Origin of the sequence: Caulobacter sp. DWR1-3-2b1, assembly GCF_049895765.1 — a bacterium.
In the GTDB taxonomy this organism is placed as follows: Bacteria; Pseudomonadota; Alphaproteobacteria; order Caulobacterales; family Caulobacteraceae; genus Caulobacter.
Genome location: NZ_JAFCSZ010000012.1, coordinates 55403 through 73630, shown reverse-complemented (window position 1 = coordinate 73630; position 18228 = coordinate 55403). Strand labels below are relative to the sequence as shown.

The window sequence follows — 18228 nt, the reverse complement described above, 5'->3', positions numbered from 1 at the left end:
GTTGCGATGTTTTCGGGTGTGGCTGGCGAGGCGCCGGCGCCTTATGGGTGAAGCCGCTGTTTTGCTTCCCGAGGACGACCATGAACGACGCCTGGATCGCACGCCGCAGCCTGCTGGGCGGGGCCGGACTGCTGCTGGCCGGCCCGCTTGGCGCTCACGCTCAAACCGCCAAGCCCCGGGTGGCGATCCAGACCTCGCACGGGGTGATCGTGGTGGAGCTGGAGGACAAAAAGGCGCCGATCACCAGCGCCAACTTCCTGCGCTATGTCGACAAGAAGAAGTTCGACGGCGGGACCTTCTATCGCGCCTCGCGGGCCAAGGGCGCGCCGGGCAACGGTTCGATCCAGGCCGGCCCGTCGATCCGCACCCGCCGCTTCGCGCCCATCGCCCACGAGAGCACGAAGCTGACCGGGATCCGGCACAAGGTCGGAACCATCTCGATGGCCCGCAACGAGCCGGGCAGCGCCACGGCCGACTTCTTCATCTGCGCCAGCCCGATGGCCTATCTCGACGCCAAGCCCGGCGCGGCCTCCTCCAGCAAGATGGGCGACAACCAAGGCTTCGCGGCCTTCGGTACCGTGGTCAAGGGCATGGACGTGGTGAGGAAGATCCTGGCCTCGAAAACGGACGGCGTTCCGCAGAACCCGAGCATGCAGGGGCAAATGATCAATCCGCCGGTGGCGATCGTGGGGGTCAGGCGGGTGGCTTAGGGCATTGCGATCCTGAGGTGTTAACTCCGGCGACGCCGTCTAGGGTTGCGGTGACCATGCTGCCTTGCTAGGACCCTTTCCGGGGGTCGCGTATGTTTCTCAAGCGTTCAATCATCCTGACGGCCGCGATGCTGGCGCTGTCTGCCTGCGCCGGTGGCGGCGGTGGCGGAGCGACCGGCCCGACGACGCCGGTCACGCCCGTTCCGCCCGTCCCGCCAAAGCCGCCCGCACCGCCGACCCAGTCCTATGCGTCCAGTTGCACGGCGTCGCCGAACGCCTTGACCTGTTCGGGGGGCTCCACTGGGACCGGGGCCTTCGGGCTGCAAGAAAGGCAACTCGAAGGCGGTACTCCGGCGTTTGAGTTCATCGCGTTCGACAATCGCAAGACCACGCGCACCGACGACGACCAATATGTGCTCGGCAACTTCCGGGGAGCGGGCGCCCTGTACACCTACTACGATACGCCCGTGTCCAAGACCGACGGGCTGGGCCTCATTCGGGTCGGCGCGAACTATGGGCGAGACGGCATCACCGGCGCGCGGCTGCCGGGCGACGGCAGCACACTCACCCTGTACGACATCACCAACGTGCTGCAGGGCGGCCTGGACTATGTCCAACTGGGCAGCCTCACCCTGGCCAATACGACCGGCGCACCGTCCTACTTCGCCGTCGGCGCGGGCTTGATGCAGCCGCTGCTGCCGACCACGGGCTCGGCCAAGTTCGATGGCGGCGCGCGCGGCGCCTATGTCACAGGCGCGGGCGCTGTCTACAACACCTCCAGCGATATTACCCTCACCGCCGATTTCGCCAAGGCGTCGGTGACAGGATCAGCGTCGAACTTCTACGTCACGGACGCAGCCGGCGCGGCGGCCTTCGCGCCCCGAGACCTGAACTTCAGCTTCTCCGGAACGATCGCAACGAGCGGGGTCTTTGGGCCGCGTTTCGCGGGCGCCGCCACCGGTGTGAGCCTTTCCGGGACCGTGAACGGCGCCTTCTACGGTGAAACCGGCAAGTCGCCGGCCGAGGTCGGCATGAACTACAAGCTGACCGATCCCAGCGGCGGCACGCTGGTTGGCGTCGGTGGGCTCAAGCTCAACCCGTGACGCCTCGGCCTGGGCGGGTCGCTCTGCCGCTGATCACGACCCTGGTCCTGGCGGCGTTGGCGACATCGCCCGCCCAGGCCCGGCAGGCCGAACCGCCTCTCGCCATTGGCGAGGCTAACCGCGACTTCGCCGACGCTCTGATGCGCGACTTGCGGGTTCAGGACCACGCGGCCGCCCTGACCCTGATCGAGACCCGCGCCGACATCGCCGCCACGGCCGCCGGCGTGCGCCTGCGCGCCGAGCTTCTGGCCAAACTGGGCCGCTCGTCCGAGGCGATCGCCCTGCTGGAGGCCCATCTCACCCAGGACGACAACGACGCCCTGGCCCGTTACCAACTGGGCGAGATTCATTTCGCCGCTCGGCGCGACCGCTCGGCCACCCTGGCCTATCGGCTGGCCCTGGCCGGCCAGCTCGATCCTCAACGCCGAGCGATCGCCGCCGCGCGCCTGACCGCCATCGAGGCGCGGCGCGGCCTGACGCTGTCGTTCTCGGCCTCGATCGCCCCCGACAGCAACATCAACGGCGCGACCGACGCCACGTCCGTGTCGCTCTTTGGCCTGCCGTTCACCCTGTCAGACGACGCACGCCGCCAAAGCGGAGTCGCGGCGAGCCTGGGCATGTCAGCGGAACGCCGCTGGCGCCTGTCGGAAAGCCTGGCGGTGAAGGTCGGCGGCACGATCCTGGCCGTCGATACGCCTGGGCGGAGCGTCGATCAGTCCCAATGGGCACTCTATGCCGGCCCAACGCTGCGCTTGAACGACCGTGCTCAGCTGGACCTGGCCGCCACCTATCGCGACATCCGCTTCGGCGGCGCCGCGCTGGAGAGCTGGCAAGGCGCTCAGGCGAGCGCCGAGATCTACGTCCGTCAGGATTTGCGCTGGGATGGTCTGGTCCATCTGGACCGCATCGACAGTCGGCGCGGCGCGGCCTTTGACGGCTGGAGCTATGGCCTGCGCGCCGGGCGAACGCGCTTTCTGGGCCCCAGCGCGTTGTGGCGAGCCAGCGCCGTCGTCGATGTTCGCGACCTGGTCGAGCCCCAGGCGAGCTACGGCGAGGCGCGTCTGGCGACGGGCCGCCTGTTTGCCCTGCCGTTCACAATCCTGGCCTATGTCGAACCCTACGCCCAGGCGCGCCGCTTCGCCCAGCGCTCGTCCCTGTTCGGCGTGCGCCGCCTTGATCGCGAGGTGGGCGTCACCGCCCGACTGTCCCGCCGCGACCTGTACGTGCTGGGCGCCTTCCCGTTCATCCAGGTCACCGCCTCGCGAGCCGTCTCCAATGTCCCCCTTGGGCGCTATGCTCGCCAGCGCATGGAATTTGGCTTCACGCGGGATTTTTAAGGTCAAGATTGGGTTAGAGCGCCGTTGCCGAGAAGACGCAGCTCAGCCCCTAACCCAGCGCCGCCTTGGCCCCGATCTTCCCCAGCCCTTCGACCGCCGCACGGAACGCCTCACCGCGGGCTTCGAAGTCCGCGAACTGGTCGAACGAGGCGCAGGCCGGCGACAGCAGGACGATGGCGTCCTCGCCGCTGTCCATGGCGTCGGAATAGGCCGCAGCGGTGGCGACTTCGATCGAACCACACATCCGCACCGCAGCCTTGCCCTCCAGCGTCGCGGCGAAGTCCTCAGCGGCGTCGCCGATCAGATAGGCCTTCTCGACGCGCGGGAAGAGGTCGGTCAGTTCGCTGATGCCGCCAGCCTTGGGTACGCCGCCGGCGATCCAGTAGAATTTGGGGTAGCTGCTCATCGCCTGGCGGGCGGCGTCGGCGTTGGTGGCCTTGCTGTCGTTGACGAAGCGCACGCGGCCGATCTTGCCGACGGTCTCCATCCGGTGGGCCAGGCCCGGGAAGGTCATCAGGCCGTCGACCGCGTCATGGTGCGGGATGCCGATGGCGATGGCGGCGGCATAGGCGGCGCAGGCGTTCTGCCAGTTGTGGCGGCCCGGCAGGCTGCGGGCGCGCAGCAGGTCGGCCATCTCGGTGACCCGGTCGCCGGTGGCGTCGTAGAGCACGCCCTGCAGGGCATAGACGCCCCGGCCCATGGCCTTGCCGGCGCTGATCGGCCAGATGGTGCGGCGGTTGGCGGCGGTGATCTCGGTGCAGATCTGCTGGCACCAGGCGTCGTCAACGCCGATGATGGCAGTGTCGCCCTTGCCCTGGTTGAGGAAGATCCGGCGCTTGGCGGCGATATAGCCTTCCATGCCGCCGTGACGGTCCAGGTGGTCGGGCGAGATGTTCAGCAGCACCGTGGCGTCGGCCTTGAGGCTGCTGGTCAGGTCCAGCTGGTAGGACGACAGCTCGAGCACGTAGACCGCGCCGCCGTGCATGTCTTCCAGGCCCAGCACGCCCGCGCCGATATTGCCGCCGACGCGGGTGTCGCGACCGGCCGAAGCGCACAGGTGGCCGATCAGGGCCGTGGTGGTGGATTTGCCGTTGGTGCCGGTGATGGCGATGATCTTGGGGCGCTTGTGAGCCGGGGCGGCGTTGACAGTGCGGGCGAAAAGCTCGATGTCGCCCAGAATCTCGACCCCAGCGTCGCGCGCCATCTTCACCGTCCAGTGCGGCTGGGGATGGGTCAGGGGCACGCCGGGCGACAGCATCAGGGCGTCGAACAGGTTCCAGTCGGCCGAGCGCAGGTCGACGACCTTGAAGCCCTCGGCCATGGCCGCGTCCTGGCTGGCGGGGCTCTCGTCCCACAGCGCCACATTGGCGCCGCCGGCCACGAGGGCGCGCGCAGCCGTCAGGCCGGTGCGGCCCAGGCCGAACACCGCGACGGTCTTGCCCTCGAAACCACGGACGGGGATCATGGCCTGGCTCCCTACCGCAGCTTCAGGGTGGCGAGGCCGACGAACGACAGCATCATCGCCACGATCCAGAAACGGATCACGACGGTGGATTCAGCCCAGCCCAGCTTCTCGAAATGGTGGTGGATCGGCGCCATCAGGAAGACCCGCTTGCCGGTCTTCTTGAAGTAGCCGACCTGGATGATGACGCTGAGCGCCTCGACCACGAACAGGCCGCCGACGATGCCCAAAACCAGCTCGTGCTTGGAGCAGACGGCGATGGCGCCCAGGGCGCCGCCGAGGGCCAAGGATCCGGTGTCGCCCATGAAGATCTTGGCCGGCGGGGCGTTGTACCAGAGAAAGCCCATGCCCCCGCCGATGATCGCGCCGCACAGCACCGCCAGCTCGCCGACGCCGGGCGCGAAGTGCAGGTTCAGATAGTCGGCGAACTTGTAGTTGCCGACCAAGTAGGTGATCAGGCCGAAGGTCGCGGCGGCGATCATCACCGGCACGATGGCCAGGCCGTCCAGGCCGTCGGTCAGGTTCACGGCGTTGGAGAAGCCCGCGATGGTGACGGCGGCGAAGGCCACGTAGAACCAGCCCAGATTGATCACCAACGTCTTGAAGAACGGGAAGACCACGCTGGTCTCCATGCCCGCCGTCATCGGCGACTTGGGCGCGAACAGGATCAGCAGCACGGTGGCGGCAATGGCCACGACGAACTGGGCGATCAGCTTCTGAACGCTGGAGAGCCCCGCCGTGGTCTGCTTGGTGACCTTGGCGTAGTCGTCCATGAACCCCAGCACGCCATAGCTGCCGGTGATCAGCAGCACGACCCAGACGTGGATGTTGCGCAGGTCAGCCCACAGCAGGGCGCCGACGAACAGGCCGGCCAGGATCATGAAGCCGCCCATGGTGGGCGTGCCGGCTTTCTCGGTGACGTGGCGGGCGATGCCGTCGGTGCGGATCGGCTGGCCCTTGCCCTGCTTGCTCTTCATCCAGCGGATGAAGCGCGAGCCCATGGCGACGGCGACGATATAGGCGGTCAGCATCGACATGCCGGTCCTGAAGGTCAGGTACTTCAGCAGGTTCAACAGCGGCACGTGCTCCTGGGAGCGCGCCAGCCATTCATAGAGAAAATACAGCATCAGCCCCGTCCCCCAAGGTCGAGCGCCGCCAGGGCCCTGGCGAGAACGCCGGCCCTGGAGCCATTCGACCCCTTCACCATCACCACGTCGCCCGGCCGGATCGCGGCCGTCAGCTCCATCGTTAACCTTTCGGTAACTTCGGCGTAGCCGCCCTGCCGAGTCGGCGGAAGCGCCTCCCACAGCGATTTCATGTGGACGCCTGCAAGAAAGACACTGTCGACCTTGGCCGCCTCGAGCGGGGTCGCAAGTTCAGCGTGAAACCGGGCGCTGCCCTCGCCCAGTTCGAGCATGTCGGTCAGCACGGCGATGCGCCGGCCTTCGACCTTGCGCGCGCCGAGCGTCTTCAGCGCCGCCTGCATCGACACGGGATTGGCGTTGTAGCTTTCGTCGACCAGCGTAAAGGCGCCGCCTTCGATCTTGACCACCGTCTCGGCGCCGCGGCCTTCGATGGGCTCGAAATTGGCCAAGGCCTGCAAGGCGATCTCGCGCGAGACGCCCAGCGCCTCCAGCATCAGCAGCACGCACAGACTGTTGGGGCCCCAGTGGACGCCGGTCTGCAGGATCGGAAAGCTGATCGCCTCGCCGCGCAGGTTCACCGACACGGTCGCGCCGCCGACGTGGACGTCGAAGCCGGTCAGCTGGGCGGTGACGCCCTCGTGCGAGCCGAAGCTCCAGATGCTGGCCCCGGCCTTGGCGGCTTCTTTGCTCAGCAGCTCGAACCAGGGATTGTCGGCGTTGAGGATGGCGACACCCTCGGGCTCCAGGCCGGCGAAGATCTCGGCCTTGGCGCGGGCGACACCCTCCTCGCCGTCGGCGAAGTTCTCCAGATGCACCGGACCGACGGTGGTGATCGCCACGGCGTGCGGACGGATCATCCGCGACAGCGGAACAATCTCGTCCGCGTGATTCATGCCCACCTCGAACACGGCGCGCTCGGTGTCGCGCGGCATGCGGGCCAGGGTCAGGGGAACGCCGATGTGGTTGTTGTACGATTTGACCGAGGCATGGGCCTTGCCGGCCAGACGCAGGCCTGCCTCGACCGCGCGGGTGACGCTGGTCTTGCCGACCGAACCGGTCACCGCCCCGCGACGGGCCTGAGGGGCGCGCATCCGGGCCGCCTCGCCCAGGCGTTCCAGCCCCCGGAACGCGTCCTCGACCAGCACCGCCGGGACGGGCACGGGCTTGGAGACCAGAGCCCCCGCCGCGCCCTTGTCGTTGGTTTGGACCACGAACTCATGGCCGTCTCGCGCGCCTGTCAGGGCCACGAACAGGTCGCCGGCCTCGATGCTGCGGCTGTCGATGGAGACGCCGGTCGCCGAAAAGTCCTGAGTGACCTTGCCGTCGGTGGCGGCGGCGATTTCCTGCGCGGTCCAGAGGGGCTCAGACATGGGCCATCTCCAGCGCTGCCAGCGTCTCGGTGACATCATCGAACGGGTGGTTCACGCCAGCCACCAGCTGACCCTGCTCGTGACCCTTGCCGGCCACCACCAGCACGTCGCCCTCGACCATATGGGCGGCGGCGGCGCGGATCGCGGCGCGGCGGTCGCCGATTTCGGTCGCGCCGGGGGCGGCTTCCAGGATGGCGGCGCGGATCGAAGCCGGATCTTCCGAACGCGGATTATCGTCGGTGACGATGGCGACGTCGGCCAAACGGGCGGCGATCTCGCCCATCAGCGGACGCTTGCCCCGGTCGCGATCCCCGCCCGCGCCAAACACCACGATCAGCTTGCCGGCCGTGTGCGGCCGCAGGGCTTCCAAGACGGTCTCAAGACCATCCGGCGTGTGGGCATAGTCGACATAGGCCTCGCCGCCCCTGGCGCCGCGACTCACGCGTTGCAGCCGGCCTGCCGCGCCTTCGAGGCTCTCCAGCGCCTTGAGCACTGCCGCTGTGTCCTCGCCGGTGGAGATGCATAGGCCCGCCGCGACCAGCACGTTCGACGCCTGGAACCCGCCGGCCAGCGGCAGCTCGACGGTGTAGGTCTGGCCAGCAGCCTCGACCGTCAGGGTCTGGCCGTGAGGGGTCAGGGCGCGCGAGACCAGCTTCAGCCCCTGACCCTCGTCGCCGACCGAGAATACGCTCTGGCCGGACGTAACCGCCGTGGCGGCGAAGACCCCGAAGGCGTCGCTGTCGCTGTTCAGCACCGCCGTCGCGCCCATGGGCAGCAGGGCGTCGAACAGGCGCAGCTTGGCGTCGCGATAGCTCTCCATCGAGCCGTGATAGTCGAGGTGATCCTGGGTGAAGTTGGTGAAGCCGGCGGCCTTCAGGGTCACGCCATCCAGCCGGCGCTGGTCCACGCCATGTGACGAAGCCTCGACCGCCAGATGGGTGACGCCCATGCCGGCCAGTTTGGCCATCATCTCCACGACATCGGCGGCGTCGGGGGTGGTGAGTCCAGGAGGGGTCAGTTGCTGGTCCGCGAGCCCAGGACCACTGACCACAACGCCAAGGGTTCCCATGCTGGCGGCCTTGTGACCGAGTCGCGCGAAGATCTGGCGACAGAAGCCGGCCACCGAGGTCTTGCCGTTGGTGCCGGTCACCGCGATGCAGGTCGCCGGCTGGGCGCCCCAGAAGGCCGCCGAGGCCAGGGCGTAGACGCGGCGCGGATCCTCGACCTTCACGGTCGGGACCGAGAAACTTTGCATGCCGACCGGACCCAGCACGGCGACGGCCCCTGCGGTAATGGCGCCGGGCGCAAAGCTCGCGCCGTCGACCTTGGTCCCCGGCAGGGCGGCGAACAGGGTTCCGGGGCCGACCTTGCGGCTGTCGGCCGTCACCCCGGTGATCACCGGGTTGGCGGGCAGGTCGCGTTTCAGAAGGTCGGAAAGCGTCTTGGTCACAGGCCCGTCCCCGGGTTGGTGGTCGAGTTGGCGACGGTCACGATCTGAGTCTTGCGCTTGACGCCCAGGAACGGGGCGATGCGCTCGATCACCTTGCCGGCCGCCGGCGCGGCGACCCAGCCGCCGGTCGAGAAGCCAAAGGTGCGGGCGTTGCCCTTGGGCTCGTCCAGCAGGATCAGCACGAAATAGCGGTCGGCCTCGATCGGCCCCTCGGTCGGGAACACCGCCGCAAAGGACGAGACCTGACGCTGGTGGTTATAGGCCTTGATGGCCGGATCGTACTTCTCGCCCGTGCCGGTCTTGCCGCCGACAGACAGGCCGGCCACGTCGGCCTTGCCGCCGCTACCGCCTTCGCCGGGAATGACATTGGCGCGCATGATCCGCAGCATCTGTTGCGAGGTCTCTTCGGCCAGCACGCGCGGACCTTCGGGGCGCACGCCCGGCGCCAGCTTGCGGATGGTCAGGGGCGGACGGGTGCCACCGTTCAGCAGCGGACCCATGGCCTCCGCGAGCGCCAGCGGCGTGACATTCATGCCGTGGCCAAACGAGGTGGAGGCCACCGCGTCTTCGTCCCACTTGCGAGGGGTCAAGGGACGGGCCGATTCCAGCAGCTCGACCTTGGCCGGCTTGGTGAGCCCAAGGTTGGTGAAATACTGGCTCAAGCGCTGCGCGCCGACGCCGACGGCCAGCTTGGCGGTGCCGATGTTGGACGAGTGCTTGAACACCTCGATTAGGTTCAGGACCGCCTTGGCAGCGTGATAGTCATGAATGGTGCGATAGCCCAGCTTGTAGGGCTCGCGGGCGTCGAAGGTCGAGGTCGGGGTGGCGACGCCGGTGTCGAGGCCGATGGCGACGGTAAAGGCCTTGAAGGTCGAGCCCATCTCATAGACCGCGCCGGCCGCCCGGTTCAGCTTCTGGTCGTCGGTGGCAGTCCCGGCCTTGTTGGGATCGAAGTCAGGATAGCTGGCCATCCCCAGAATCTCGCCAGTGTGAACATTAGTGACCACGCCCACCGCGCCGCGCGGCTGGAACTCCAGAGCGGCCTTGCGGACCTCGTCCTCAAGCGCGGCCTGCACGCGGATGTCGATCGACAGAGCCGTCGCCACACCACCTTCGCCGGCCGCCGAGCGGATTGGCTTGTCCAGTGCGCGCTCGGCGCCGGCCAGACCCTTGCCACCGCTGTCGACAAAGCCGACCAGGTGGGCGGCGGTCTCGCCCAGGGGATAGACCCGGCGGCCCTGCGGTTCGAACGAGATACCCGCCAGACCCAGGTTGAAAACGGCGTCCTTCTGCTCGGGCGTCAGGCCGCCCAGCAGGAAGGTGCGGCGATCGCCGAACACCACCTTGTCCAGCCGCTTGGCCGGCACTTCGGGCAGGGCCTTGCCAAGGACGCGGCGCGCCTCCTGCTTGTCCCAGACTTCCTTGGGATCGACATAGAGAGCGTAGTGGGTCAGGTCGACGGCCAGCAGCCGGCCGTCACGGTCGACCAGATCGCCGCGCGCGCCCTCGGTCGAGGCCAGGTAGCCTGGGCCCTTACCGGCGCCGGAAAACAGCGCCGAGGCGCTGGCGCCCAGGGCCAGCACCACAAAGCACAGGCCAAAGAAGGCCATGACGAAGAAGATGCGGATGCGGGTGTCGTCTTCTGGCTTGGCGGCGGCGCGCGAGCGCTCGAAGGCGTGCTCCAGACGCCAGACGCGCTCGATCAACCAGCGCCACGCGCCAGGCTGGAAGCCGGACGGACCAAGGTTGGCGAGGCTCATCGCGGAGCCTCCGGTTGTGGCGCGCGCGGCGGGACATCGGCCGGAGTCGGCTCGGGCCCGTCGGCGGCCAGGGCCTCGGGCGCGACCGGCGCCGGCTGCAGCTCGACCGGCGTCGGCGGGGCGCGGTTGCGGGCCACATCGATCAGGGCGTCCTCGGTGGTCTCGCGGGCGGCCGCGATCGGCTGAAGGCCCATGGCCACGGCGAGAGCCTCGATGCGGCGCGGCTGTTCCAGATGGGCGACCTCGGCCTCAAGCAGGCGCTTGCGAGCCTTCTCGTCCTCGATCTCGCGCACGATGCGGGCGATCTCGTTGCGCTCGCGGCCGGCGACGGTCTTGGCCAGATAGACGCCGGTGACCAGGGTCAGCAGCATGCCCATGCCGACAACCTCGACCACCCGAAAACCGCGAACCCGGCGATTGAACATGCCGGCGAGACTCACGACGCTGCCTCCCAGATCGGGGCGGTCGTGCGGACGGCGGCGCGCAGCTTGGACGAGCGCGCGCGCGGGTTGACGGCTAACTCGGCTTCGCCCGGCGCGATGGCCTTGTTGGCGATCAGCTGGAAACTGGCCGGCGCGCCGGCTGGCGCCTGCGGCAGGTGACGTGAGCCGCCCGGCGTGCGCCCGGCCCGTTCGGCCAGGTAGTTCTTGACGATGCGGTCTTCCAGCGAGTGGAAGGTCACCACCGCCAGCCGGCCGCCGGGCTTAAGGATGACTTCGGCAGCGGCGAGGCCCGCCTCCAGCTCGGCCAGCTCTTCATTGACCGCGATGCGTAAGCCTTGGAACGAGCGGGTGGCCGGATGGACCTTGGCGCCCTTGCGGCCGCCCAGAGCGCGCTCGATCACATGGGCCAGGTCCAGGGTGCGCTCGAACTTCCGCTCCTCGCGACGGCGCACGATGAAGCTGGCGATGCGGCGCGAGGCGTGTTCCTCGCCATACACATAGAGGATGCGGGCAAGTTCGGTGTGATCCAGCTCGTTGACGAGGTCAGCGGCGGTCGGACCGGTGTCGCTCATCCGCATGTCCAGCGGACCGTCGCGCATGAAGGAAAAGCCACGCTCGGCCTCGTCCAGTTGCATGGACGACACGCCGATATCCAGCACCACGCCATCGACCGACTGCGGCTCGAAATGCTCGGCCATTTGCGAGAAGCGGTCCTGGATCAGCCGAAAGCGTTCGGCCGGCAAACCTTCGGTGAAGCGCTGGACGGTCGGGTCGCGGTCGAAGCCGACGACGCTCGCGCCGGTCGCCAGGATGGCGCGGGTATAGCCGCCCGCTCCGAAGGTGCCGTCGATGATCGTTTCGCCCGGCTTGGCCGCGAGGGCGTCAACGATCTCGTTTAGCAGAACGGAGATGTGGGGAGCAGCGTCGGTCATGCGCCGCCCAACCTTGCGGTGCGCTGCTGCACCCGCATAGCCGCAAGACCCTCGCGGGCCAGCTCGCGCTGCGCGGCGCGATGGGCCTGGAAGGCCTCGCGCGACCAAATCTGAAAACGCTCGCCCATACCGACGACAGTCACCCAATCACCAAGACCGAACATCTCGCACAGGTGATCGGGCAGCGTAATGCGACCAGCTGTATCAAAGGAGAGCTTGGCCATGCCGCCCAGCACGCTGGTTTCCAGCGCGGTGCGGACCGGATCGCCAAACGGCATCTCCTCGATCACGCCCAAGTAACGGTCGAACAAGGCTTTTCCGCCACCTTCCAGGCAATCGGCCTCGATGGAGGGGAAGCAGAACACGCCGTCGAAGGGGCCCGAGATCGCCGCGCGGAAGTCCTGCGGCACAACGATGCGCCGCTTGCTGTCCACCTGCTTCTCGAACGTCGAGAGGAACACCTCGCCCTACCCCTGCCAGACCCAGGCCGAGCGCGAAATCAGATCGCGGCCGACCCAACTGGGTTAACATGGGATGAATTGGGAAACAATGACACCGACCGGCAATTTGCCGCGAAATCAAAGATGTCGCGCTGGGTCGTAACTTGTGATCACAAGCCATCAACAGAACATACACAGAACTGTTAAGTGTTGAGGGCGCGCAAAGGCTTGTCCCGCAAGGGGCCAAATCGTCCGATGACGGGAGATTGGGGATGCCCGCCACCTCCCCGCCACAATCAAGACGGGGAGAGACGGACCAGACGGTCTATAAGCCGGGTTCTGTGCCACCCCCGAAGGGATGCGACGATCATTCCTCTGGACCGCCCATTGCTGGACGGTTCTCGCGACCTACCCGGACCCTTCTCAGCCAGTGACGGCCTATCCGACGCGAGGTCGGCGCGGGGTCCCTATTCGGTCTTGCTCCAGGCGGGGCTTGCCATGCCGTCCCTGTCGCCAGGTCCGCGGTGGGCTCTTACCCCACCCTTTCACCCTTCCCGCCCTCGAAAGGGAGGAGGTTTGCTTTCTGTGGCGCTATCCCTGGGATCGCTCCCGGCGGGCGTTACCCGCCGCCTTGTCACCGTGGAGCCCGGACTTTCCTCGGCCCTCTTGCGAAGACCGCGACCGCCCGACCGTCTGGTCCGGGACGGTGTTTGACGGGGGATGGGGCGGAGGTCAACTTTTCATCCGCTCTGCCGGGCGAAGGTCGGGGAACGGCGGAGGGTGGGAATGTCGGCTTTGGGTGGAGGCTGTGTGAAAACGTCGGGCAGGGCCCGCTCACGAAAGAAAACTTTCGCGTCCTGATCGGCCGCCATGCGCGACAAAGCGCCAGATCAGCCATTTCGTGACCCCGGTCAACGGGCGCATCCAGGTCCGAAACGCGTTTTCACACAGCCTCGGTGGAAAACGGTCATTTGCCTTCGCCCCAAGAGCGGACATTACCATGCCGACGAGGCTGGGCGCCCAGGCGGCATCGGCCATCAGGTTGCGCTGACAGAGCCCCCGGTCGAGTTGCAGTAGGACGGGCTTTCAGCAGCCTCGCTCCATCAGGCTCCGCGCAGCAGGACGCCGGCGGTCAGGATCGCGAAGGCCACGGCGAGGGTGCTGAACACGTGCTTGCTGATGAACGGGATGTCGATGCCGCCGTACTGGACCAACATGGCCAGAACAGCCAGCACCACCGCGATGGCGAACAGGGGTACGGAGGGAGCGGTGAGGGGCAGACCGACGCGACGAACAGCCATGGGAGAATATCCTTAGGCCCCACCCGGCGAAGGCCGGCTACGAGCTTGACCTTAACGCGGGCCGAGCGTGGCGGTTGCTGTGGAGGCTGGTGACGCGGGACGGGCGGATTCCGTTGAGTGTTCGGTCCTCCCAGCCGCCGAGCCTCAGCCATCGTCTCTGACGGTGATCAACGTCTGCGGCGGGGCATCGTCAGGTGACCCAGGTCAAGTCCGAGCTTGAACGTCTAGCTCCTGATCGGTTTGCAAACCGATCAAACGTCGGCTTTGGGTCGGGAGCGGAATTAGGTCACCGCCCAGAACCGGATCATCCCAACGTCAGCTAGGGGTGGAGGCTGTGTGAAAACGTCGGGCAGGACCCGCTCACGAAAGAAAACTTTCGCGTCCTGATCGGCCGCCATGCGCGACAAAGCGCCAGATCAGCCATTTCGTGACCCCGGTCAACGGGCGCATCCAGGTCCGAAACGCGTTTTCACACAGCCTCGGTGGAAGGCAGACGTTAGGCTCCGCTCAGGAAAAATATTGCGCCCACCGGGAGCAACAACTGCGTGATCCGAGTGGAGAGAACGAGCCGCGTGAGCTTCGGATCATCCGCCTCTCGGTACCGCCCGCTCCAGAGGTAACCTAGAGCGGCGGTCCCCAGAAAGAGGCTGAACATGTTGGGGAGCGCGGTTGGCCTCGCCGATTGCCGCAGGTGCGAAGCGCGCGCCCAAAGCATCAGGTAGCTGGTCCAGTAAGCGACAAAGAAGGCAAAGCCGAAAACAATTTTCCCCATTGGTGTCCCCGCCGGTTATGTCCGCTAAGGGTCGGGACCGGACCTTGCCGTCTTCGCCCAGAGCAGACCAGCAGAATGGCTGACGAGGGTCGAAAGCCGACCCAAGCCTCAGCGTCCTGTCTCAATCTCCCGCGTCATCGCCGCCAACGAACGCTCCCCCAGCCCCTTGGCCGCCCCCAGCCGATCCGCCTCGCCCTTGTTCTGCGACAGCTTGAAGTTCCCCTCCAGCCGGTCCACGAACAGCCGCCCGCCGATGATGCCGCGCAGCATCGCCTCGAACTTGCCGGGGGCCATCTTGTGGCGGGTCCACAGCGGCTTGGGCGCCAAACGCGCTTCCTCCTGCTCCGACAGACTGTCTAGCTGGGCGATCATCTCGGCTTCATCGAGCGGGGCGACCGAACCTTCGGCCTCGACGGACAGGTAGTTCCAGGTCGGCACCTGGTCGGCGCTCTCGTACCAGTCGGGGCTGACATCGGCGTCCGGGCCGATCGCCAGCATCACGGCGCGGAAGCCCTGGACCAGATGCGGCGCCAGGATGTTGCCGCGTGACAGGTGGAAGTCGATGACCAGCTCGTCGTGCATCTCGCGCACCACGACCGGCGTCTGGGCGATCATCGGACGGCCGCCGACGCTGGCGGCGATGGTCACGAACGGATGCTGGCGCAGGAAGGAGAGCAGCGCCTCGCGATCCTCGACCTTGAATCTCTTGGCCGGGTGCATCAGTCGCCGGCCCGCAGCAAACCCACGAGCCGGGCGCGGGTCTCGCCGTCGGCTATGCCGTCGAAGCGGGTCTGCAGCCAGTGGCGCTGGAAGGCCGAGACGATGGTGGTGGTCCAAGCGTCGTACTTGCCGGTTGGTGGGCAGTCGTATCCCAAGCGGGTCAGGCCGGCCTGAAGCGCGAAGACGCCCGTGCCCTCCTCGCCCTCGCCCAGCGGCGCGCCGGGCGACGGGGGCGGCTCGATCCACAGGCCATGACCGCTCTCGGCCAGGCGCTTCCACGGGAAGAGCTCGCCCGGGTCGATCTTGCGGGCCGGGGCGATGTCGGAATGACCGAGGATCCGCGAGTCCGAGATCATCCAGCGCGAGCGCACGTCGGCCAGCAGGTTGATCACCGAGGCGACCTGGGCGTCGGGAAAGGCGCGATAGCCGAACTCGTGGCCGGGATTGACGATCTCGACGCCGATCGAGGCCGAGTTGATGTCCTTGACGCCCTTCCAGAAGGCAGCGCCCGCGTGCCAGGCGCGGCGCTCCTCGGCCACCAGGCGAAAGATGCGGCCGTCTTCCTCAACCACATAGTGGGCCGAGACCTTGGCCTCCGGGTCGCGCAGGCGCTCGATGGCGGCCTCGCCGGTTTCCATGCCCGTGTAATGCAGGATCACGCAGTCGGGCACGGCCTTGCGGGCGTCGAAATTGGGCGACGGGGCCTCGATGAGGGGCAGGGTCATTGCGAGCGGTTCCTCATCAACAGCAACAGCGGCATCACCTGGTTCTTGCGCAGGGCGATAATCAGCACGCCCAGCAGCGCAAGAGCCGCGCCGATCCCCATGCGCATGTCGAAATGGTCGTGAGTGATCAGCACACCCAGGGCGATGGTCATCAGCGGCGTCATCAGGGTCAAGGGCGCGATCAGATTGGCTTCATAGCGCTGGATCAGGCCGTAATAGGCGGTGTGGCCGACCACCGAGACCACCAGGGCCGAGAACACCACTGCCGCCACGAACGGCCAGCCCGCGTTGAGCGCCGCCGGGATCGAGCCGGGTTCGGTCACGGCGCTGATCAGGGCCAGAGGCAGGAACGACGAGAATCCGACCCAGGCCTGGAACTGCAGGGGTTTGACGCCTTCCATCTGCTTCATCATCACCGCGCCCAACGAGCCGGTGAAGGCCGCCGCCGCGATCAGCCACAGGCCGGCCGACAGCTCCAGCCCATGCGGGCTCCACATCACCACCACCGCCCCGGCCAGGGTCAGGGCGATGCCCAGACCGCGCTTCCAGCGGATGCGCTCGCCCAGCATGATCACTGACAGGATCGTCGTGAACGGCACACCCAGCTGGATGATCACCGAGGCGGCCGAGGGTGAAGCGGTCTTGAACCCCATGAATAGCAGGGCGAAGTTGCCAGCGCCCATCAGCAGGGCCACCAGGATCAGCCGCCACATCGGGCGCGGCGCAGGAAGCAGCCACGGCAGGGTGACCAGCGCCACCAGCGCGAACCGCACCGACGCATAGGCCAGCGGTGGCACGCCCCAGTGGGCGACCACGATCTTGGAGATGATGTTGTTGCCGGCCCAGACCAGACAGATCAGGACCAGCACGCCGAAGTCGCGCAGGGACATGGCCCTCGCATACGCGTCCGAGCGGAGGGTGCGCAATGAAAACCAACACCGCGCCGTCGCGCCGCAGTTGACGCTACGTCGAAACGGTCGTTTGTTAGTGAACACTGATCAGATACCAAAGTGTCCGGGACAGCCGGACCGATCCATCAGGGTGGGAAACGGCATGACGACCGAGCATTTCGACGTTTTGATCGTGGGAGCTGGGCTCTCCGGCATCGGCGCTGGCTATCACCTGCAGACCCATTGCCCGGGCAAGACCTACGCCATCCTCGAAGGTCGCGACGCCATCGGCGGCACCTGGGACCTGTTCCGCTATCCCGGCATCCGCTCCGACAGCGACATGTACACGCTGGGCTATTCGTTCAAGCCGTGGCGGCAGGCCAAGGCCATAGCCGACGGCCCATCGATCCTGAACTATGTCCGCGAAACCGCCGCCGAACATGGGGTCGACCGCAAGATCCGCTACGGCCACCACGTCAAGCGCGCCAGCTGGTCGTCGGACACCGCCACATGGACGGTCGAGGCTGAGCATGTGGGCCAAATCGTCAGCGTCAGCTGCAACTTCCTCTATATGTGCGCCGGCTATTACGACTACGCCGCCGGCTATACACCCGACTTCGCCGGGATCGAAAGCTTCGGCGGCCGCGTCGTGCATCCGCAGTTCTGGCCCGAAGACATCGACTATGCCGGCAAGAAGGTCGTGGTGATCGGCAGCGGCGCCACCGCCGTCACCCTGGTGCCGGAAATGGCCAAAACGGCCAGCCACGTCACCATGCTGCAGCGCTCGCCGACCTATGTGGTCTCGCGCCCGGCCGAGGATCCCGTCGCCAACTGGCTGCGGGCCAAGCTGCCGGCCATGACTGCCTATGGCATCACGCGCTGGAAGAACGTGCTGATGCAAATGCTGTTCTTCAATGTGGCCCGCAAGAAGCCCGAGAAGACCAAGGCCCAGCTGATCGAGTTGGTGCGCAGCCACCTGGGCCCCGACTACGACGTCGCCACCCACTTTACGCCCCGCTACAATCCCTGGGATCAGCGCCTGTGCCTGGTGCCGGACGCCGACCTGTTCGACGCCCTCAAGGCGGGCTCGGCCTCGGTGGTCACCGACCATATCGAGACCTTCACCCCCACCGGCCTGAAGCTGAAATCGGGCAAGACTCTCGATGCCGATATCGTCGTGACCGCCACGGGCCTACAGATGCAGCTGCTGAGCGGCATGGAGGTGGTGGTCGACGGCAAGGTCGCCGATCTGTCCAAGTCGATGAGCTACAAGGGCATGATGTTCAGCGACGTGCCCAACCTCGCCTCGGCGTTCGGCTACACCAACGCCTCGTGGACGCTGAAGGCCGATCTGACCTCCGAATATGTCTGCAAGCTGCTCAACCACATGGACCGTAAAGGCTTGGCGTACTGCGTGCCGCGCCTAGACGAGACCGGCATGGACGTCGAGCCCTGGCTGGACTTCAGTTCCGGCTACGTCCAGCGGGCGATGGAAAAGTTCCCCAAGCAGGGGGTCAAGAAGCCCTGGAAGGCCTACCAGAACTACGCTCTGGACCTGATGGCCCTGAAGCTGGGAAAGGTCGAGGACGGCACGATGCGGTTCGAAAAGCAGAAGGTCAAAACGCCGGCTTGAGGCCGCTGCATGACAGACCAAACCGTCGTCATCCC

The 18228-nt window shown here is 66.9% G+C and carries 16 protein-coding genes and 1 other RNA gene; 4 read left to right on the top strand and 13 right to left on the bottom strand.

Going from position 1 to position 18228, the window contains the following annotated elements:
* The first annotated feature begins 80 nt into the window (after positions 1–80).
* The 3 genes from ACP69S_RS12720 to ACP69S_RS12710 all read left to right on the top strand — a co-directional run bounded on the left by ACP69S_RS12720 (position 81) and on the right by ACP69S_RS12710 (position 3150).
* Entirely contained in the window at positions 81–710 is a 630-nt protein-coding gene (locus tag ACP69S_RS12720; RefSeq protein ID WP_425997734.1) for a peptidylprolyl isomerase, read from the top strand.
* A 92-nt stretch (positions 711–802) separates the two neighbouring features.
* A complete protein-coding gene (locus ACP69S_RS12715; protein WP_425997732.1) occupies positions 803–1813 on the top strand; it encodes a hypothetical protein in 1011 nt (336 codons plus the stop codon).
* Entirely contained in the window at positions 1810–3150 is a 1341-nt protein-coding gene (locus ACP69S_RS12710; RefSeq protein ID WP_425997730.1) for a surface lipoprotein assembly modifier, read from the top strand. The genes ACP69S_RS12715 and ACP69S_RS12710 overlap by 4 nt, the downstream gene beginning before the upstream one ends.
* Positions 3151–3199: 49 nt before the next feature.
* Here the strand turns inward: ACP69S_RS12710 and murD are convergent, their stop codons facing one another.
* From murD to ACP69S_RS12645, 13 genes are all read right to left on the bottom strand, one after another.
* On the bottom strand, positions 3200–4615 hold the full coding sequence (gene murD, locus ACP69S_RS12705; protein ID WP_425997728.1) for a UDP-N-acetylmuramoyl-L-alanine--D-glutamate ligase: 1416 nt from the start codon (positions 4613–4615) through the stop codon (positions 3200–3202).
* 11 nt (positions 4616–4626) lie between these two features.
* Entirely contained in the window at positions 4627–5739 is a 1113-nt protein-coding gene (gene mraY / locus ACP69S_RS12700; protein ID WP_425997726.1) for a phospho-N-acetylmuramoyl-pentapeptide-transferase, read from the bottom strand.
* Complete coding sequence (locus tag ACP69S_RS12695; RefSeq protein ID WP_425997724.1) at positions 5739–7127, bottom strand: UDP-N-acetylmuramoyl-tripeptide--D-alanyl-D-alanine ligase; 1389 nt, start codon at positions 7125–7127, stop codon at positions 5739–5741. Before ACP69S_RS12695 ends, mraY begins: the two co-directional genes overlap by 1 nt.
* Positions 7120–8577 (bottom strand): UDP-N-acetylmuramoyl-L-alanyl-D-glutamate--2,6-diaminopimelate ligase, encoded by a 1458-nt coding sequence (locus ACP69S_RS12690; protein ID WP_425997722.1) that lies wholly within the window; start codon positions 8575–8577, stop codon positions 7120–7122. Before ACP69S_RS12690 ends, ACP69S_RS12695 begins: the two co-directional genes overlap by 8 nt.
* Positions 8574–10337: a peptidoglycan D,D-transpeptidase FtsI family protein gene (locus ACP69S_RS12685; RefSeq protein ID WP_425997720.1), complete on the bottom strand. Its 1764-nt coding sequence runs from the start codon at positions 10335–10337 to the stop codon at positions 8574–8576. Before ACP69S_RS12685 ends, ACP69S_RS12690 begins: the two co-directional genes overlap by 4 nt.
* Positions 10334–10777 carry a cell division protein FtsL gene (gene ftsL / locus ACP69S_RS12680; RefSeq protein WP_425997718.1) on the bottom strand — a complete coding sequence of 148 codons (444 nt, stop codon included), beginning with the start codon at positions 10775–10777 and terminating at the stop codon, positions 10334–10336. Before ftsL ends, ACP69S_RS12685 begins: the two co-directional genes overlap by 4 nt.
* Positions 10774–11712, bottom strand: a complete 939-nt coding sequence (rsmH, locus tag ACP69S_RS12675) for a 16S rRNA (cytosine(1402)-N(4))-methyltransferase RsmH (protein WP_425997716.1) — start codon at positions 11710–11712, stop codon at positions 10774–10776. The genes ftsL and rsmH overlap by 4 nt, the downstream gene beginning before the upstream one ends.
* Positions 11709–12173 (bottom strand): division/cell wall cluster transcriptional repressor MraZ, encoded by a 465-nt coding sequence (locus tag ACP69S_RS12670; RefSeq protein ID WP_425997714.1) that lies wholly within the window; start codon positions 12171–12173, stop codon positions 11709–11711. Before ACP69S_RS12670 ends, rsmH begins: the two co-directional genes overlap by 4 nt.
* A 291-nt stretch (positions 12174–12464) precedes the next feature.
* Positions 12465–12849, bottom strand: an RNA gene (rnpB, locus tag ACP69S_RS12665) — RNase P RNA component class A.
* Between the two features lie 406 nt (positions 12850–13255).
* On the bottom strand, positions 13256–13453 hold the full coding sequence (locus tag ACP69S_RS12660; protein ID WP_425997712.1) for a hypothetical protein: 198 nt from the start codon (positions 13451–13453) through the stop codon (positions 13256–13258).
* A gap of 880 nt (positions 13454–14333) precedes the next feature.
* Positions 14334–14945, bottom strand: a complete 612-nt coding sequence (locus tag ACP69S_RS12655) for an FMN-binding negative transcriptional regulator (protein WP_425997710.1) — start codon at positions 14943–14945, stop codon at positions 14334–14336.
* Complete coding sequence (locus ACP69S_RS12650) at positions 14945–15670, bottom strand: N-acetylmuramoyl-L-alanine amidase (protein WP_425997709.1); 726 nt, start codon at positions 15668–15670, stop codon at positions 14945–14947. The genes ACP69S_RS12655 and ACP69S_RS12650 overlap by 1 nt, the downstream gene beginning before the upstream one ends.
* Positions 15667–16560: a DMT family transporter gene (locus ACP69S_RS12645; RefSeq protein ID WP_425997707.1), complete on the bottom strand. Its 894-nt coding sequence runs from the start codon at positions 16558–16560 to the stop codon at positions 15667–15669. Before ACP69S_RS12645 ends, ACP69S_RS12650 begins: the two co-directional genes overlap by 4 nt.
* A 163-nt stretch (positions 16561–16723) precedes the next feature.
* Between ACP69S_RS12645 and ACP69S_RS12640 the strand changes: the two genes are divergently transcribed.
* Complete coding sequence (locus ACP69S_RS12640) at positions 16724–18193, top strand: flavin-containing monooxygenase (RefSeq protein WP_425997705.1); 1470 nt, start codon at positions 16724–16726, stop codon at positions 18191–18193.
* Positions 18194–18228 lie beyond the last annotated feature (35 nt).

Coding starts and splice junctions, on each gene's coding strand:
- ACP69S_RS12720 (WP_425997734.1), top strand. CDS start 81: ATGAACGACGCCTGGATCGCACGCCGCAGCCTGCTGGGCGGGGCCGGA.
- ACP69S_RS12715 (WP_425997732.1), top strand. CDS start 803: ATGTTTCTCAAGCGTTCAATCATCCTGACGGCCGCGATGCTGGCGCTG.
- murD (WP_425997728.1), bottom strand. CDS start 4,615: ATGATCCCCGTCCGTGGTTTCGAGGGCAAGACCGTCGCGGTGTTCGGC.
- mraY (WP_425997726.1), bottom strand. CDS start 5,739: ATGCTGTATTTTCTCTATGAATGGCTGGCGCGCTCCCAGGAGCACGTG.
- ACP69S_RS12695 (WP_425997724.1), bottom strand. CDS start 7,127: ATGTCTGAGCCCCTCTGGACCGCGCAGGAAATCGCCGCCGCCACCGAC.
- ACP69S_RS12685 (WP_425997720.1), bottom strand. CDS start 10,337: ATGAGCCTCGCCAACCTTGGTCCGTCCGGCTTCCAGCCTGGCGCGTGG.
- rsmH (WP_425997716.1), bottom strand. CDS start 11,712: ATGACCGACGCTGCTCCCCACATCTCCGTTCTGCTAAACGAGATCGTT.
- ACP69S_RS12660 (WP_425997712.1), bottom strand. CDS start 13,453: ATGGCTGTTCGTCGCGTCGGTCTGCCCCTCACCGCTCCCTCCGTACCC.
- ACP69S_RS12655 (WP_425997710.1), bottom strand. CDS start 14,945: ATGCACCCGGCCAAGAGATTCAAGGTCGAGGATCGCGAGGCGCTGCTC.
- ACP69S_RS12650 (WP_425997709.1), bottom strand. CDS start 15,670: ATGACCCTGCCCCTCATCGAGGCCCCGTCGCCCAATTTCGACGCCCGC.
- ACP69S_RS12645 (WP_425997707.1), bottom strand. CDS start 16,560: ATGTCCCTGCGCGACTTCGGCGTGCTGGTCCTGATCTGTCTGGTCTGG.
- ACP69S_RS12640 (WP_425997705.1), top strand. CDS start 16,724: ATGACGACCGAGCATTTCGACGTTTTGATCGTGGGAGCTGGGCTCTCC.